Here is a 16649-nt window from a genome sequence, read left to right on the forward strand (position 1 = left end):
CCATAGACGCTACATAATTACCGCCGGCTTTGGCTTCCCCGATACCGCCGCGAACTGCTCTTACAAACTCATCTTCAATCCAGATCTTAACCGGATTCAGCCCTTCCGGATAGTAAGCTCCTACCGGTGATAATATAATAATGAATTTGTATGTATGAGACGGACGCACTCCCAGGAAAGGATCTGTTGCAATTACAAATGGTCTGACATAAAGGGAAGTCCCTTCTTTTGTAGGAATCCACGCCTGATCTAATTCTACCAGTGTCTTCACTCCGTTAATAAAGTCATCCACCGGAATCTCCGGAATCATCAGTCTTCTGTTAGAGTTAACAGCTCTTTCTGCATTTTTATCCGGGCGGAATAACAGGATTCTGCCGTCTTCTGTTTTATAAGCTTTTAAGCCCTCAAACATCTCCTGACCATAATGAAACACCATAGCGGATGGATCCAATGTAATAGGCTGATAGGGCATAATCGCAGGATCATGCCATCCTTTTTCCGTACTATATTCCATTACATACATATGATCTGTAAAAATGGTACCAAATACCAACGGATTTTCCGGTCCTGGAATTGGTTTCGGATTCATAGTTTTCTCGATTTTGATATCTAACATTTTTCTCATCCTTCCCTGAAAGCTTTTTTATATTATTTTTCTTCCCATTATTCTACTTTTCTTACAGCTTGTCAAGACAGAGACGTAAATTTCTTCATTTAATGCATGAAGGTTTGCCGCTGCATCAGCTTTTTCTCCGTTCATACCTTACAAACGTGTACTCCAGGTCAAAATAAGTCTGTTCCTCACTTTCACCAGTCACTTCCCACTCTTCCATGTTATCTAAATCCGGAAAACGGGAATCGGCTACATACTCATGGTCGATTTTCGTTACATGACCCACGCTGCAATAAGGAAGCATCTGATGGTAAATGCTGTCTCCCCCAATAACGTAGATATCATCGCTGTTATATTTTTTTAACTCCTCTAAAAGTTCATCCATACTGTGTACAATAACAGCATCTTTCACTTTATAATCCAGATTGCCGGTCAATACAATATTCGTTCTGTTTTTAAGCGGCAAGCCGTTTGGAAAACTTTCCAGCGTCTTTCTGCCCATGACAACTACTTTCCCTGTAGTTGTCTGGCGGAAGAATTTCATATCCGCCGGTATGCTCACCAGAAGCTTATTGTCATGTCCGATTCCCCAGTTCTTATCTACTGCTACTATAAAATTCATATTTGCACCTCCTGCATACCGCAGACAGGTCTGCGGTACTGCGTTAATAGAAAGTTTGAAACGATTTTTGTTTCAAACCAGCCTCCTGATCCTTTTTATACGGCATTATTCCCGATTCTAAATCGCAATGGGTATATTCTTAATCTGCGGTCCGGTCACATAATTTTCCACATGGAGATCATCAACCGTAAATGCATAGAAATCCTTAACTTCCGGATTCAGCCATACTTTCGGAGCTTCAAAAGTCTCACGCTGTATCAGCTCTTTGATCACCGGGATATGCCTGTCATAAATATGTGCGTCTGCGATTACGTGGACAAACTCTCCCACATTCATACCGCATACCTGCGCCATCATATGAACCAGAAGTGCATACTGGCATACATTCCAGTTATTTGCAGCAAGTACATCCTGGGAGCGCTGATTTAAGATGGCATTTAAGGTCAGTCTGTCTTCATTTTTTTCTTTCGTCACATTAAATGTCATGCTGTAAGCACAGGGATAGAGATTCATCTCGTGCAGGTCTGCATGTACATAGATGTTAGTCATAATCCTGCGGCTGTAGGGATTGTTTTTCAAATCATAAATGACCCGGTCCACCTGATCCATCATACCTTCCCTATACTGGTGTTTCACACTCATCTGATAGCCGTAAGCTTTCCCGATGGAACCATCTTCGTCCGCCCAGCTGTCCCAAATATGGCTGTTCAGGTCATGAATATTATTGGACTTTTTCTGCCAGATCCAAAGCAGTTCATCAAATGCACTTTTCAGTCCTGTTCTTCTCAGGGTTAGTGCCGGGAATTCCTTTTTCAGGTCATAGCGGTTTACTACACCAAATCGTTTGATAGTATATGCCGAAGTCCCATCCTCCCAGTGCGGGCGGACTTTCTCCCCTTCGGTGCTGACACCGTTATCAATAATGTCCTGACACATATCTATAAATATTTTATCTGCGCAACTCATTTTGCAACCTCCTTATTCGTTCGGATATTTCACGCCCCACTGTGCACGGAGGCTGTCCATTAGTTCCATGATACGTATGGATTCCTTATGAGGCATCTGCGGGCATTCCAGCTCCCCTTTTGCCATAGCTTCCATACATGCTTCCACTTCATATTCGTAACCGGTAATCTGCTTTGGCGTCTCATATTCGGCAATCAGCTTGTGATTGGTGTCAAATACACGGATTCCCTCGCAGTTATTAATGTTCTGTACTTCAATATACCCTTTATCACCGTAAATCATACCGCGTCTGTCCGTTGCCGCCATCATATTGCTGTGAAGCTGTGCCATTTTCCCGTCTTCATAGATCAGGGTAATGCTGTTTACCGCATCCACTTTTGATTCTGTCAAAACCGCTGAAGAAGATACTTCTCTAATCTTATCTCCAAATACCATGGAAGCGAAATTAATGGGATAAACACCCAGATCCAGCAAAGCTCCTCCCGCAAGTCCAGGCTCCTGCATTCTGGGCAGATGTCCTACCACATATCCCAGATTTGCCGTAAGGGATGTTATTTCCCCGATCACACCGCTTGCAACAATCTCATCCAGGGTTTTGCGCATTGGCATATAACGCGTCCAGATCGCCTCCGTTAAAAGCAGGTTTTTGCTCTTAGCCATTTCAAATAATTCCACAGCCTGTTTTGCATTCACGGTGAATGCTTTTTCACACAATACATGCTTCCCATGCTCCAGGCAGAGCTTCACGTGTTCGTAGTGGTGGGAATGGGGCGTTGCTACATATACCAGTTCCAGCTCCGGATCCGAAAGCATTTCTTCATATGACCCGAAAGCTTTTGTAAAATGATACTGAGCGGCAAACGCTTCTGCTCTTGCAAGATCTCTGGCTCCCACGGCATATGCTTCTACTTTGTCCATACCCGCTATGGTTCTTGCCATTGCACCTCCAATATTTCCAGCTCCTAAAATCCCCATTTTCATAGTCATTACCTCCTCGATTTGATTTTTTATCATTATTTATATTTTATATTTAAGTGAATAATTGATTTTATTTATTAGTTACCTAATTTCATGACACTTGGATCTTCCGCAAATCCGGAAGCATTGTATAAGAATAAAACATCCGTATAATTTCTTGCATTCATATAGTCCTTCAGGCTTTCATTAAAATACCTGAGGTCTATCATATCCACTTCTGAAAAATCAGAAAACGCAAAGGGTACAAAACAATGTGCATAGGAATCCTTGATCACCAGCAGCTTCCTGTCGCTCTTAGACTCCGTATTGGCTTCTATAACCGGCTGGTTCCCTCCAAAAAATACCGCATACTTATCCTTTTTATCCAGAAAGGACCGATCATACAGATCTCTGCGTATCTCCTGAGAATGATTATAATTTAGCACATAGGGAACTTCTTTCTTCGGGATAAACGCTTCGATGGAATCGCTCTGTACCCGGCAGTTTACCTTTGATTCGATGGTTCCCAGGAAATCCTTTGTAAGCGTTTCGATCCGGTAATCATCTTTAGACAGAGGCGTAATCCCAATTTCCTTTGCCCATGCCTCATACATGTAAAATGCCGCCAGGGTTTTCCAGTGATGGTCGGTGCGGTAATAGATCTCCTCGTCCTTATGTTCCCTTAGAACCTTTTCACAGTCGAAGTAAGTATCTCCTGGCAATGCCTCTTTCACTTTTTCCAGATAATCTTTTTCTTCTGCCGGACTTGCAAAAGGCGGCAGTTTTTCCCTCAGAATGTCAACGGCATTGGGAACAATCATGGCTTTTACATGACCGGGTCCGAATTTTTGCACCGCTGTTTCCATAAATCCTTTTAGCGCCTGGATATTCCGAAGCGCCGTATCCGTTGTAAAGCTTCCGGTGTGCTTTTCAATGAGATACCCATCTTTTGCAAAATAGATATCATTAATCTCCTGTTTAAACGTCCCCCGTTCCACCTGGGTCTTTAAGCCAATCCAGGCATCCCTCAGCACAAACTGGTCCGTCAGGTATTTTTCATAATCCTTCGTATAACTTCCATTAAAAATGCGTTCCGGAGAAATCTCCGGCTTTTGTGCCAGTTCCCTGTTTTCTTTTTCAGAAAATCCCGTATCCGGCTTCAGCATTGTAGCGATGGTAAATCCGAATATCAGAATTAAAAATATTATAATGATTGTCCAATTTTGTTTTTTGCTCATATTGATACCCCTCTAAAACCTGAAATATAAGAATGGGTTATAGGTTGCATCCACCAGATATGCCACGGATATGATAAATATCCCCAAATAAAAGATACTTTTTAACAACACACATACCCACTGCCTGTTCTTCAGGCATGCAAGCCATTTTTCCGCTGTCAGCTTGGGTAACATCGTAGCTCCCAGAATCAGAAGCACGAGCAACACACCGTTGTTATACAGCAGATAAATACTCTCCTGGTTAAATAATACCTGTCCATGACCGCCAAACAAAGCTCCTATGTAGGAAAAACCTTTTTTCAGATCATCAAATGCAAAGATTACCCAGCCAATCATAACAAAGAACATGGAGTATAAAATCCGTATCACGCCCGGCAGCTTTTCTAAAAATCTTCCTAACACGAACTTCTCAATAAGCAGCAGCAGACCGTAATATACGCCCCACATGACAAAGTTCCAGCTGGCACCATGCCAGATTCCGGTAAGCAGCCATACCACCAGGATATTGCGCACCTGCTTGATCGCACCCTTACGGTTGCCTCCAAGAGGAATGTAGACGTATTCCCGAAACCAGGAGCTGAGGGAAATGTGCCATCTTCTCCAAAACTCCGTAATGCTCTTAGATACATACGGATAGTTAAAGTTCTCCAGGAAATGAAAACCAAACATTTTACCAAGACCGATAGCCATATCGGAATATCCGGAAAAATCATAATAGATCTGGAAAGTGTATGCCAGTATTCCAAGCCAGGCAGTAGCCACAGGCAGATCCCCTGCAGGCATTGCAGAAATGGTATCCCAAAGCTTTCCTATATTATTAGCAAGTAATACTTTCTTTCCCACGCCAATCATGAACCGGTGAATGCCCGCCACGAAATCATCACTGTTCTCCCTGCGGTCCCGCATCTGCTTTGCTATCGTCTTGTACTGCACAATCGGGCCTGCAATAAGCTGTGGAAACATAGATACATAGGTACCATAGTTGATCCAGTTTTTCTGAACCCTGGTAACTCCTCGATATACATCAATGGTATAAGACATGGTCTGGAAAGTAAAAAACGAAATCCCGATAGGAAGGGGGATTCCCAGAAGCGGTATGCCGGTTCCAAATACACCATTTACAGAACCGATGATAAAATCTGCATATTTAAAAAATCCTAAAATTCCCAGATTGGCAAAAACTGATATTAATAAAAACTGCTTCGCCTTTTTCAGATCGCCCATTTCCCTGTATTTGCCAATCAGCTGTCCGAAGGTAAAATCCATGGTAATGGAAAAGAGCATTAAGAATACATATTTAGGCTCACCCCAGGCATAAAAAAAGAGACTGAATAAAAATAAGATAGTATTTCGTATCTTCCTGGGCGCAATATAATACAGGATAAGTACTGCCGGCAGGAATCGAAACATGAATAATATACTGCTGAAAACCATTTGCTACTCCTTACTCACTTTATTTTTAAATATTATGGACTTATTAACATTTTTTAATTTTCTAAAAAGGTATTTACAATTATCGCATTTATTATATAATAGAGTAGGGCAAAAGACAAACAATTTTTTAATAAGGTGGTTATATATGGGAGAACAAAAGAAAAGACCGGGGATGCGGCGTAAAAAACCGAATAACGGTCTTGTTATTAATGTACTGACGCTAATCGTGATCGTACTTGTCGTTTTCGAGGGCAAGAGTCTGATTAGCCTTTTTTCGAAAGACAGTCTGGCACAGCGTATCAAGACTGAAGTAGATGAAGTATTAGCCCAGGAAGAACTGGCGCAGAATAAGGGATCGTCAGAAGCACAATCTGAATCACAGAAAAAAACGCCGGTTACTGAAAAAACACCTGCACAAACCGAATCCCAGGCTCAGACGGACAGCACAATACCAGCTGCATATGCTGATGTGGTGGTTCCAAAAGCTGCAACGCCTGTAGATGATTCCTATTTTGCTGATGCGGTATTTATCGGCGATTCCCGTATGGAAGGATTTAAAAACCAATCCGGCATTACCCAGGGTGCTTTTCTGACCGCTGTGGGCATGGAATTGGAAGATATTTATGACACGCCTTATATTGCTACTGCCTCCGGTAATATCACCGTATTTGACGCTCTGAAGAAGGCTCCTTACAAGAAGGTCTACATGATGATCGGTACCAATGAACTGGGTACCTATGATTTTAATTCCTTCAAAGAAACCTACATCAAGGTTCTGGGAGATATCCAGACGATTCAGCCGGACGCAATCATCTATGTCTATTCCGTTGTATATGTAGAAGAAGACCTAACCGAGTTTGACTATGTAAATAATAAGAATGTTGACACGGCAAATGAAAAAATCCTGGAAATCTGTAAGGAAAAGGGATACCATTACCTCAATTTAAACGAAGTACTGTCCGATGGCAACGGCTCCCTGACTAAGGGTGCAACTTCTGATGGCGTACATATGTATGAAGAATATCTGAAAATGTGGCTTGACTATACAAAATCCCATTATATCAGTGATACAGGCAGCTCCGGAACAACCGGGAACAGCCCATCCACAGAAGGTAGTGAAACAACACCTGTAACAGAAGCAACCGAAACAGCAGAAACACAAGATCTAAATCAAGTCTAAAGGAGAAAACTATGAAATACTTACGTTTGGTTTTTATAACAATTTTTATGATGCTTACACTCACAGCCTGCTCAGGAGGCAAAGATAAAGATATTGATGTAGATATCAATAAACTGGCGGAAGAAATCCAAAGCCAGGCTATCACCTCCGACAAGCTTTCACAGGTATCCGCAGATATCCTGGCTTCCACTTACTTTGTGGATATGGATAAAATAGAAGAAAGCACAGCATATTTAAGCTCTGCTACCACTGCGTGTGAAGTTGCTATTGTAAAATGTAAAGACAGTTCTTATGTTTCTGAGGTAGAAACCCTGTTTAAGAACCGGGCAACCAACCAGTCTAAACTGTTTGCTACTTACAATACCACGGAAGCCGCAAAACTGGATTCCGCTATTGTAAAATCTGCAGGTAATTATGTTGTTTTATGTGTAGTGGATGATACGAAAAAGGCAGAGTCTGTATTGTCTGACAATGGCTTTTAATCAGATTTGCGTATAAATTATGCTAAGCAAAAAAGGAATATCCCGGAAGCTGGAAAGCTTCGGGATATTCCTTTTTTGTATTTGATGCTGTAATGAGACTGCTGCCGCAAAACAGCTTAAAAATACGCTCTAGAGCGTGTTCTCCAGCATAACCTGCCTGGTACAAACCGCATCCAGCAGTGCTTCACTATGGCTTACTGCAATAAGTCCAATTTTTCTGCGTCTGCTCTCATCCAGCAGAAAGTTCCAGATCTGGCTCTGGGTAATCAGATCCAGCATGGTGCTGATCTCGTCTGCCAGTAAAAAACGGGTGCTCTTCCCAAGAGCCCTGGCGATACAGAAACGCTGAAGCTCCCCGCCTGACAATTCAGCCGGGAAACGGTTCATCCAGTCTTCCTCTATCCCCAACCCCCGGATCACCGCAGGGTCGACCTGGTCACCTTCTTTTATCACTTCTCCCATCCGAAGCCTGGGATTAACTGCCTGCTCCGGATGCTGCCAGATCATCTGTACCGGACAGCAGCCCCGCATGTGAAACAGCGGCTTGTCATCCAGATATACCCCACCGGTATCCGGCTTCATGTATCCAGCCAATATTTTGCAAAGGGTTGTTTTTCCAAAACCGCTTGGCGCCACCAGCCCAACCACTTCCTCCTGGTGCACCTCCAGATTAAAGTCCCGGAAAATCTCCCGACTGTTCTTATCATACCGGAAAGAGATATTTTCAGCCTTAAGTACCAATTTTATGCCCCCTCTCCCACTGCATCTTTGTATGTTTCTTCTGTCTTTTTATATTGGATCAGATCTTTTCGCACACAGCGCACATACCCGTTCCCGGATTTCTGATAAGGGATTTCCCCTTTGCACTTTTCTCCAAAATATTCACATCGCGGACCGAATGGACATCCTGCCGGCATATCCTTTACGTAAGGCTGGACTCCTTTTATAAACTGGAATCCGTTAGCGGGAATGGCACGCCAGAGCGCTTTTGAATAAGGGTGCCGCAAGGTGTCTTCTCTGCGAAAATCCGCTGCTGGTGCATCTTCAATAGTCGTTCCGGCATAGAATACCACAACCCGGTCCGCAACTTCCAGTGCAAGTTCCAGATCATGGGTAATGAGCAATACACCAGCCCCCTGGTCCGCCAGCTCCCGAAAATGTTCCATAGCCCGCTTCGCAACCGACAAGTGGAGTCCGGGCGTGGGTTCATCGGCGATTACAAGCTTTGGTGTCCCCATCAGGGCAGTAGAAATCAATGTACGCCTGGTCATCCCGCCTGATAATTCAAATGGATACAAGCCGTCTATAGCCGGATCCAGGGAATAGCGTTTCAATATATCCGCCGTTTTCTTTTTCAGGGCTTTATCCCTCTTTCCTTTTCGGATCTGCGGTCCGATCTTCATCAGGGGATCCAGATAAGAAGTGCTCTGTGGAACCAGAACAATTTCATTTCCCCTGAGCTTTTTCGTCCGCTCAGGAGTCAAAGCTTCCCCCTGGTATACCATCTGGCCTTCCATATGGGCATTGTAAGGAAGAATGCCAAGTACTCCATGGGCAAGCAGACTTTTACCGGAACCGCTGGACCCTACCACTGCTACCATCTCCCCTTCCCGGATCCGGACATTTAAGTCCTTGATTACCGGAAGGTCAATTTGATGAAAACCTCTGTCATACTGTGTAAATGAAATAGAGAGGTTTCGAATCTCCAATATTGTTTTTTTCGTTTCTTCCATATTTTTCACCCGCTTTATAAGATTTCTTTTTGCTATATTGTTACTCTTGGGCACTTGCCGGATCTATTATTTTTCGAAGACTCTCTCCCGCCACATCAAACAGCACTACGGTTAAGACCAGCATAGCTCCCGGAAACAGAGCAAGCCACCATTTTCCGGTTACCAGATACTTCATGCTTTCCGATAAAATTATTCCGATAGCCGGCTGTTCGTTTGACAGCCCAAACCCTAAAAATGTGATGCTTGATTCATGCAGGATTGCATGGGGGAACAAAAGTATCAGTCCCACCAGAAATTGCGGTACCAGATGAGGGAGCATATGCTTCACTGCAATTTTAAATTTACTGTGCCCCAGCTTTTCCGCTATTTTGATATACTGGCTCTCTTTTAACTGCATAACCTCCGCGCGGATTACCCTTGCCAGAGAAGTCCAGTGTGTCAGGGCTACGCCTACTATGACCCCGGTCAGGCCTTTTCCCAGGGCTACACAGATCAGAATAAGCAGCAGCATATGGGGAATTCCCATAATCAGATCAATAAACCAGGTAATTACTGCATCTACCTTTCTTCCAAGAGTTGCCGCCGCAACGCCCAGTACCAATGCAAAAAGTGCACTTACGGAAGCAGCACAGACTCCAATGAGAATACTCATAGACAGCCCCTTAATTGTGCGGACAAACATATCCCTGCCAAGCCAGTCTGTTCCAAACAGATACTGAAAACCCGGCATCATATTTTTTCTGGAAAAGTCCGTTTCCTGGGCTGCTTCCCCGCAAAAAATACCACCTACTGCCACTGCCAGAAGAAAGGTGACAGCTGCCACAAAAATGATCAGCGTCATTTTCCTCTGGTTGATTCTCTTTTTATTTCCATATGTCATTGCTGTCTCCATTATTTTTGACCCCCTTTTCTGATTCTGGGATCAATCACTGTATACAGTACATTTGCTATAAAGTTCCCTCCAAACACAAAGATGGCACTGATCACCGCTATTCCCATCAGAAGCGGCACATCGCTTCCAAGCCCCGCCGTAACGGCAGCCTGCCCAAGTCCCGGATAGGAAAATACCTGTTCTACCAGCACGGAACCCCCAAAGATTTCACTGATGGCTGCAAACTGAAGTGTAATTGCAGGCAGAATCACATTCCGGAATCCGTGGTGCAGGAAGATACTGAAATTACTTTCCCCTCTGGCTCTTGCAAACATTACATAATCACTTTCACAGACATCAATCATTTTTTCCCTGGTATGCAGGGCAATATTGGAAATACCGGTAATGCTTAACGTAACAGCCGGCAGAATTGCATGCTGAACCCTGTCCAGGAAGGTAACTCCGCTTGCTTCTACCCCAATGGGCACACTTAAGCCAATGGGCAGCACTTTCAGCCATACGCCAAATATCATCAGCAGTACCAGCGCCAGCCAGAAAGCAGGCGTACTGGCTACGATCAGTGAATATCCTTTGATTATTTTATCCACTGCCTTTCCTCTGTTCATACCGGCAGCAACGCCTAAAAAGAATCCCAGTACCCCGGATATAACCCACGCCATAATCATCAGAAACAGCGAATTCCCCAGCTTCACCCCAATGACCTCGGCTACGCTCTGGCGGTATAAAAGAGAGGTTCCCATATCACCTCTTACAAAATCTTTTGCCCAGGAAAGGTACCTCTCTACCGGAGGCTGGCCTACGCCCCAGTACTCCTGTAATTTTGCAATCTGTTCCTGGCTCATGCTTCCAAGTGCCGCCTGTCCTACGTTTGCCTGGAGAGGATCAATAGGTGAGGCGCTGATTAATGCAAATGCAACAATACTTACGGCGATCAGAAGCAAGATCATCCGTATCAAATTTTTACCTATAAATATACAATTCCTCTTCAACTCTTTAGTCCTTTCAAAATGCACCAAAGGTTGTCCTGCTAATCCGGTATTTTCCGGATCGGCAGAGCAACCTTTTCACTGCTTATTTTATTCCCGCGAGCATCGAGCCAATCAGAGACGCTGGCGCGTCCATTTGGCGACTGCCGCGAGGGTTAAAAACTCCGTTGCTTGCAGCGGGGTTTTTGACTTGCTGATTATTGCCAGCTCCACTGGTCAACGTTATTTACAATCGACCAACCATGTCCATGAGGATGAATTTTCTGGTCTGCTACCGTTAAACCGTCTCTTACAAAATAAAGATGGTCTACATTACATAACCAGATCCATGGGATGTCTCCGTCCTGGGTAATGCCGTCTGTTCCATCCCACTGTGCTTTCTGCCACAGTTCATAGGAATCTTCCAGATTGGATGCTTTTAAAGCTTCATCCATATATTTGTCTACCTTTTCATTTGCATAAGGAGAATACTGCGCAAGTCCTGTATCCGGCATGGAATGATAGATATTGTAAAGTTCCATTGGTGTGTGGGCACCCCATCCCCATACAAGCGGATCTGACTGCGCTCTGTCATAAGCCACATCCCAGCCTACTCCTTCTGTGGTGATATCCATGCCCAATTCTTTTAACTGGTTCTTCATGTCTTCAGCCAAAGCCTGGCGCACAGAATCTCCGGTGCTGTACATTAAAGTAAATGCTGCGCGGACACCGTCTTTTTCACGGATTCCGTCACTGCCTTCTTTCCAGCCTGCGTCATCCAGAATCTTCTTTGCACCTTCCAGATCATATGTTACCTGAGCATCTGCATTATACCATGGCATCTTGTCGCATACGCTGTATGCAGGTGTTCCGTAACCATTTAACACATTCTGAATCATTTCATCACGGTCAATTCCGATATTAATTGCTTTTCTGACTGCAATATCTGATGTCACATCACTTCCGTAAGTGACACCGTCTTTTTCTTCCGGCTTTGTAGCTGGCAGGTTAAATCCTCTGTTATCTACACTTGCCACTGATAACAGGTTGTATCCGCCGATCTGCTGGTCAGCATAGGAAGCTGCCGTATGTGCCACATCGACCTGTCCTGCCTGAGCTGCCGCAAGCGCTGCTTCTTCTTCCATAAATAAAACCGTTACCTTTTTAATCTTGGGCGCTTCCCCATAGTAATCCGGATTTGCTTCAAAGATTACCTGCTGGCCTTTATCCCACTGCTTCATGATGTAGCGTCCGGACCCGATTGGATGCTGTCCGTAATTTTCATCATAAGCGTGTTCCGGAACAATACCTACAATTGCCATTGTGTAAGGCCAGATAGAAAATGGTTTTTCCATTTTAAATTCCACGGTCGTATCGTCCACTGCTACCGCTTCTTTTAACATGGTAAAATCGTTCACGGAGCTTTTTTCTTTTACATTATTATAGGTAAATGCAACATCCTTCGCCGTAAGCTTTTCACCATCGGTAAACTTAACATCATCCCGGATTTTTACGGTCCAGGTCATTCCGTCTTCACTTGCTGAATAATCCGTAGCCAGATCCTTGTCAATCTTTAAGTCCGTAGTGGTAACCGTCAATGTACTCTGAATTAAAGGCTCATGTACGTGTTCCCCTGCTCCCCAGCCATACGCCGGGTCAAAGCCGGACTCCGGTTCCGATGTGGTTGGCATAGTCACCACAACCGAATCCTTACTGTCTGCCGTTGTCTCAGCTGCTTCCGACCCCTTTACAGTCTCAGCAGGCGCCTGAGTTTCATCTGCAGCCTTTGCTTCACTGGAACTCTCTGTTTTTGCACTGGTCTGGGCATTGGTTTCATTTCCGCTGTTCGATGCACCGCAACCGGCGGTAAGCCCGATTACCATACAGCATGTACATAAGATACTGACGATTCTTTTTTTCATTTTTTCATTTCCTTCCGTTGTTATGTATAATGTCACTTCTATCTTCCAGAATCAATCTGAAAAACAAATTACAAAAACTGATACTTTTTTACAATATGTATTGAGAGTATATCAGTAAAAAACTTCCTTCACAAGCCCGTACGGGGGATATTTTTTAACATTCACTATGCAATATACAAGCTTTCATTTTTCGTGACTGAAATCGTGATGTTCAATACATTGCATCGTTTACAGCACTTTAATAACGTATAATATAGATATCCAAAACAGTCATTATAAAGGGATGAAATAGGTATTAATGCCGCAGCCAGAAAGGAGGTCCGCTGCATCCCGGGCGAAACTAAAAACAATATACAACAACAACGGAGTAAAGGAGTATGTGTGTTATGAAGAGAAAATTCAGAAGATACTTAAGCTTTTTATTGTCTGCAGCAATTCTGACAAGTTCCATTAACGTGCCGGTTGCTGCGGCACCTCAGCTGCAAACAGAGATCCGGTTATCTGATCCGGCAGAATCTAAAATGAGTCAGGGCGCTCAAATGCAGAATAATCCAGAACAGATTGATCTGATGCAAAAAGATGAGTTACAAAAAGAGGAGTTACAGAAAGAAACTAATGTTCAGGTGGAAACAATATTTCCCGAGCAGCTCAGGACAGGTGAAATATACCATACAAAAATAGAATATTCCGGCGGCGAAGAGATTGCTTATATAAAAGCTTCCCTGAACGGAGACGATCTTACAATGGATGACGAAAATCAAATTACTTTTTCCCTGACAGAAGAAGGACGGAATGTGTTGAATCTGAAGTTCTTTGATCAGGATGGACAATATCTTGAGAAAGTATATTTTATAGAAGGAATTCAGGAAAAAGTCCAGGAAGAAGCCCAGGAAGGAGTTCAGGAAGAACCCAAGCAAGAAGAGATGACGGAAGAGTTGTCAAAAGCTGCCGGTGAGAATTTAGAAAACCAGCCATAGAACAGTATAGAAGCAGAACCATCTGATCGCGATTCTACAGATATGATATCCGGCACAGAAGAACATGAGACGCAACCGGCGTCTGAAAAAGGTATCTCCTCCCGTAAAGACCGTGCAGCGGCAAAAGCGGCTTTTTCTGCTGTGGCAACGATCACTTCTCCGTCTGTTGCAGCAGTAATAACCAAACCAACGGATATCAAAGGTACCGTAAGCGGCACTGGTATTACACACTATACCCTGGAATACGCCATAGCAAATGATGCTTTTGATGTGTCAAAAAAAGAAGAAGAAAAGCAGTATTTTGAATTCGCCAGAGGAGAAAATCTGATTACCGGAGGTGTGCTTGGCACCTTAGATACCACCGCTCTGGTAAATGGTTTTTATAATATCCGTCTGACAGTCTATGGTGAAAAGGAAGCGGATAAAAAGGTCAGTGAGATTTCCGTCTCTGTTGAGGGGGCAATCAAATATGGGAATTTTTCAACGGAGTTTCTGGATATGGATATTCCGGTGCACCATTTCCCCCTTACGGTAAAGCGGGGGTATGACAGCCGTAAAAAGCAGGTCAGCGGAGACTTTGGATATGGCTGGAGTCTGACCATGAACAGTGCGTCCTTAACCGAAAGCGGCATTCCCGGAAAAGGATGGCGGACGGTGAAATCCGGAGGATTCCTGCCAACCTATACTTTAACAGAAGACTATAAACATGAAGTTGCCATTGACTGGGGAAACGGTAAAATTGAAAAGTTCTCCATGCGTCCCTCTCCGGCAAGGCAGCAGATCACGGATATTCAGTATATTACCAGCATCTCTTATCAGGCACAGGGCAAATCGAAATCTGTTCTTACGCCCATCGGAGAATCCAGGGATTTTATTCTGAATTACGGCAACATTTTATCCTATAGCGGTGAATACTATGCTCCCAGTAAATACCAGCTCACCAAACAGGACGGCACCATTTATATTTTTGATAAGGCAAATGGGATTGAAGAAATCCGGGATAAGGCGGGCAACAAGATAACCTTTAAAAAAGACGGGGTCACCCATTCGGATGGGAAGACCATTGTATTTGAAAGGGATAATGCCGGAAGAATCACCCGTATTACAGGACCAACCGGAAAGAGTCAGACATATACGTATGACGGCAGGGGCGATCTGGTGTCGGTCACGGACACAGCCGGCAGGGTAACGGAATTTCAATATGACGGAGAGCATTACCTGATAGAAATTATAGATCCAAGGGGCGTTCATGTATCCAGAAATGAATATGATGAGAACGGCAAACTGACCGCAATGGTGGATGCCAATGGCGGCCGCGTGGAACTGCAGCATGATCTGAATGCCAGAATCGAGACCCTGACGGACCGCATGGGAAATACCACCGCATATGAATCTGACCAGCGGGGGAACATTGTAAAAATAACCGACGCACTGGGGAATGTAATCCGAAATGCATACGATGCCTATGACAACCTGACAGAAACTACGGATGCCATGGGGAATAAGACAACCTATACCATCGGCGATGACGGAAAGATCCTCTCTGTCAAAAACGCCCTGGGAATGGAGATGAAAAATGCATACGATACGAAAGGGCAGCTGGCATCGGTCAGCGCATATGGTACCCAGACCGGAACAATCAGTTATAATACCTACGGACAGTTAACCCAGACAAAAGATCCCATGGGCTATGTGAAGAACTACAATTATGAAAGTGACGGAAAATTATCCGGTATTACGGATGATATTGGTACTTACCTGACCTTTACATATGACGGTGCAGGCAATGTGCTTACCGCTGTAAATGGAAACGGAAGTACCAGCAGCTTCACCTATGACGAAGATGGAAACTGTTTAAGCCGCGCCATTACCAAAACCAAAGAAGACGGTACCGTGGATACGATTACCGAGAACTATGAATATGATACCCTGAATCAGGTGACAAAGATCATTTATTCCGATGGAACCTTCACAAGTCTGGAATACAATCCCATTGGGGACATTGCCGCATCCGTGGATACCAATGGAAGAAGGACTTCCTATGAGTACGATGTCTTTGGCAAGCTGACAAAAATAACTTATTTTGACCATACCTTTGAACTGTTTGAATATGATCAGGAACACCGCAATACCAGGGCAACAAACCGCTTGGGGCAGACCTTTGCCATGGATTATGATTCGGTGGGGAATCTAATTTCTAAAACTTATCCAAACGGTTTAAAAGAGGAATATGTATACGATGCCAAATACCGGTTAACCGCTGTTACCGATGTACTTGGTGGAACCACCCTGTACACTTATGATGTCATAGACTGCAATACTGCGGCTGCGGATGCCCTGGGAAACAAAACAGAATATTCCTACAATGCCATGTCCCAGATGATCTCCATAAAAGATCCAATGGGGAATGTGACCGGATTTGAATATGATAAAAACGGGAACCGGACAAAAGTGATTTTGGCAGACGGTAATTACCTGACAGCAGAATACGATGCCAGAAACCGCATGGTTAAACAGACGGATGAGAACGGTTATTCCACAGAGTATCAATATGATAAAACAGACAGACTGACCGGGATCACCGATGCAGCAAACGGACATTGGAAATATACTTATGATGAAGCGGGTGGATTAACTGCCGTAACGGATCCGAAGAACCAAAAAACCA

Annotated in this window: 14 protein-coding genes and 1 pseudogene; 4 read left to right on the forward strand and 11 right to left on the reverse strand. The window is 44.0% G+C overall.

Features of this window, described 5'->3' with window-relative positions:
• The 6 genes and pseudogenes from ACH2DQ_RS05925 to ACH2DQ_RS05950 all read right to left on the reverse strand — a co-directional run.
• Positions 1-616 (reverse strand): annotated as a pseudogene (locus ACH2DQ_RS05925) (branched chain amino acid aminotransferase); the annotation flags it as partial.
• A 124-nt stretch (positions 617-740) separates the two neighbouring features.
• Positions 741-1235 carry a dihydrofolate reductase gene (locus ACH2DQ_RS05930; protein WP_394912285.1) on the reverse strand — a complete coding sequence of 165 codons (495 nt, stop codon included), beginning with the start codon at positions 1233-1235 and terminating at the stop codon, positions 741-743.
• 117 nt (positions 1236-1352) lie between these two features.
• Entirely contained in the window at positions 1353-2201 is an 849-nt protein-coding gene (gene thyA, locus ACH2DQ_RS05935; protein WP_394912286.1) for a thymidylate synthase, read from the reverse strand.
• 12 nt (positions 2202-2213) lie between these two features.
• On the reverse strand, positions 2214-3182 hold the full coding sequence (locus tag ACH2DQ_RS05940; protein WP_394912287.1) for a Gfo/Idh/MocA family protein: 969 nt from the start codon (positions 3180-3182) through the stop codon (positions 2214-2216).
• A 74-nt stretch (positions 3183-3256) separates the two neighbouring features.
• Entirely contained in the window at positions 3257-4396 is a 1140-nt protein-coding gene (locus ACH2DQ_RS05945) for a DHHW family protein (protein WP_394912288.1), read from the reverse strand.
• Positions 4397-4408: 12 nt separating this feature from the next.
• Positions 4409-5830: an MBOAT family O-acyltransferase gene (locus tag ACH2DQ_RS05950; protein ID WP_394912289.1), complete on the reverse strand. Its 1422-nt coding sequence runs from the start codon at positions 5828-5830 to the stop codon at positions 4409-4411.
• 145 nt (positions 5831-5975) lie between these two features.
• Here ACH2DQ_RS05950 and ACH2DQ_RS05955 point away from each other — a divergent pair, with 145 nt between their 5' ends.
• Entirely contained in the window at positions 5976-7010 is a 1035-nt protein-coding gene (locus tag ACH2DQ_RS05955) for a GDSL-type esterase/lipase family protein (protein WP_394912290.1), read from the forward strand.
• Between the two features lie 11 nt (positions 7011-7021).
• Positions 7022-7492, forward strand: a complete 471-nt coding sequence (locus ACH2DQ_RS05960) for a DUF4358 domain-containing protein (RefSeq protein ID WP_394912291.1) — start codon at positions 7022-7024, stop codon at positions 7490-7492.
• 129 nt (positions 7493-7621) lie between these two features.
• Here ACH2DQ_RS05960 and ACH2DQ_RS05965 read toward each other — a convergent pair whose 3' ends face one another.
• The 5 genes from ACH2DQ_RS05965 to ACH2DQ_RS05985 all read right to left on the reverse strand — a co-directional run bounded on the left by ACH2DQ_RS05965 (position 7622) and on the right by ACH2DQ_RS05985 (position 13004).
• Positions 7622-8233 (reverse strand): ABC transporter ATP-binding protein, encoded by a 612-nt coding sequence (locus ACH2DQ_RS05965; protein WP_394912292.1) that lies wholly within the window; start codon positions 8231-8233, stop codon positions 7622-7624.
• A gap of 2 nt (positions 8234-8235) precedes the next feature.
• A complete protein-coding gene (locus ACH2DQ_RS05970; protein WP_394912293.1) occupies positions 8236-9225 on the reverse strand; it encodes an ABC transporter ATP-binding protein in 990 nt (329 codons plus the stop codon).
• A gap of 40 nt (positions 9226-9265) precedes the next feature.
• Positions 9266-10117 carry an ABC transporter permease gene (locus tag ACH2DQ_RS05975; protein WP_394912294.1) on the reverse strand — a complete coding sequence of 284 codons (852 nt, stop codon included), beginning with the start codon at positions 10115-10117 and terminating at the stop codon, positions 9266-9268.
• Entirely contained in the window at positions 10117-11064 is a 948-nt protein-coding gene (locus ACH2DQ_RS05980; protein ID WP_394912350.1) for an ABC transporter permease, read from the reverse strand. The genes ACH2DQ_RS05975 and ACH2DQ_RS05980 overlap by 1 nt, the downstream gene beginning before the upstream one ends.
• A 236-nt stretch (positions 11065-11300) precedes the next feature.
• Positions 11301-13004, reverse strand: coding sequence for an ABC transporter substrate-binding protein (locus ACH2DQ_RS05985; RefSeq protein WP_394912295.1), 1704 nt, complete (start codon positions 13002-13004; stop codon positions 11301-11303).
• 386 nt (positions 13005-13390) lie between these two features.
• Between ACH2DQ_RS05985 and ACH2DQ_RS05990 the strand changes: the two genes are divergently transcribed.
• Both ACH2DQ_RS05990 and ACH2DQ_RS05995 read left to right on the forward strand, forming a co-directional pair.
• Complete coding sequence (locus ACH2DQ_RS05990; RefSeq protein ID WP_394912296.1) at positions 13391-13981, forward strand: hypothetical protein; 591 nt, start codon at positions 13391-13393, stop codon at positions 13979-13981.
• A 42-nt stretch (positions 13982-14023) separates the two neighbouring features.
• Positions 14024-16649 (forward strand): hypothetical protein (locus ACH2DQ_RS05995; protein ID WP_395025958.1); only part of this gene is annotated, 2626 nt, incomplete at its 3' end.

The organism is Robinsoniella sp. (assembly GCF_034124845.1).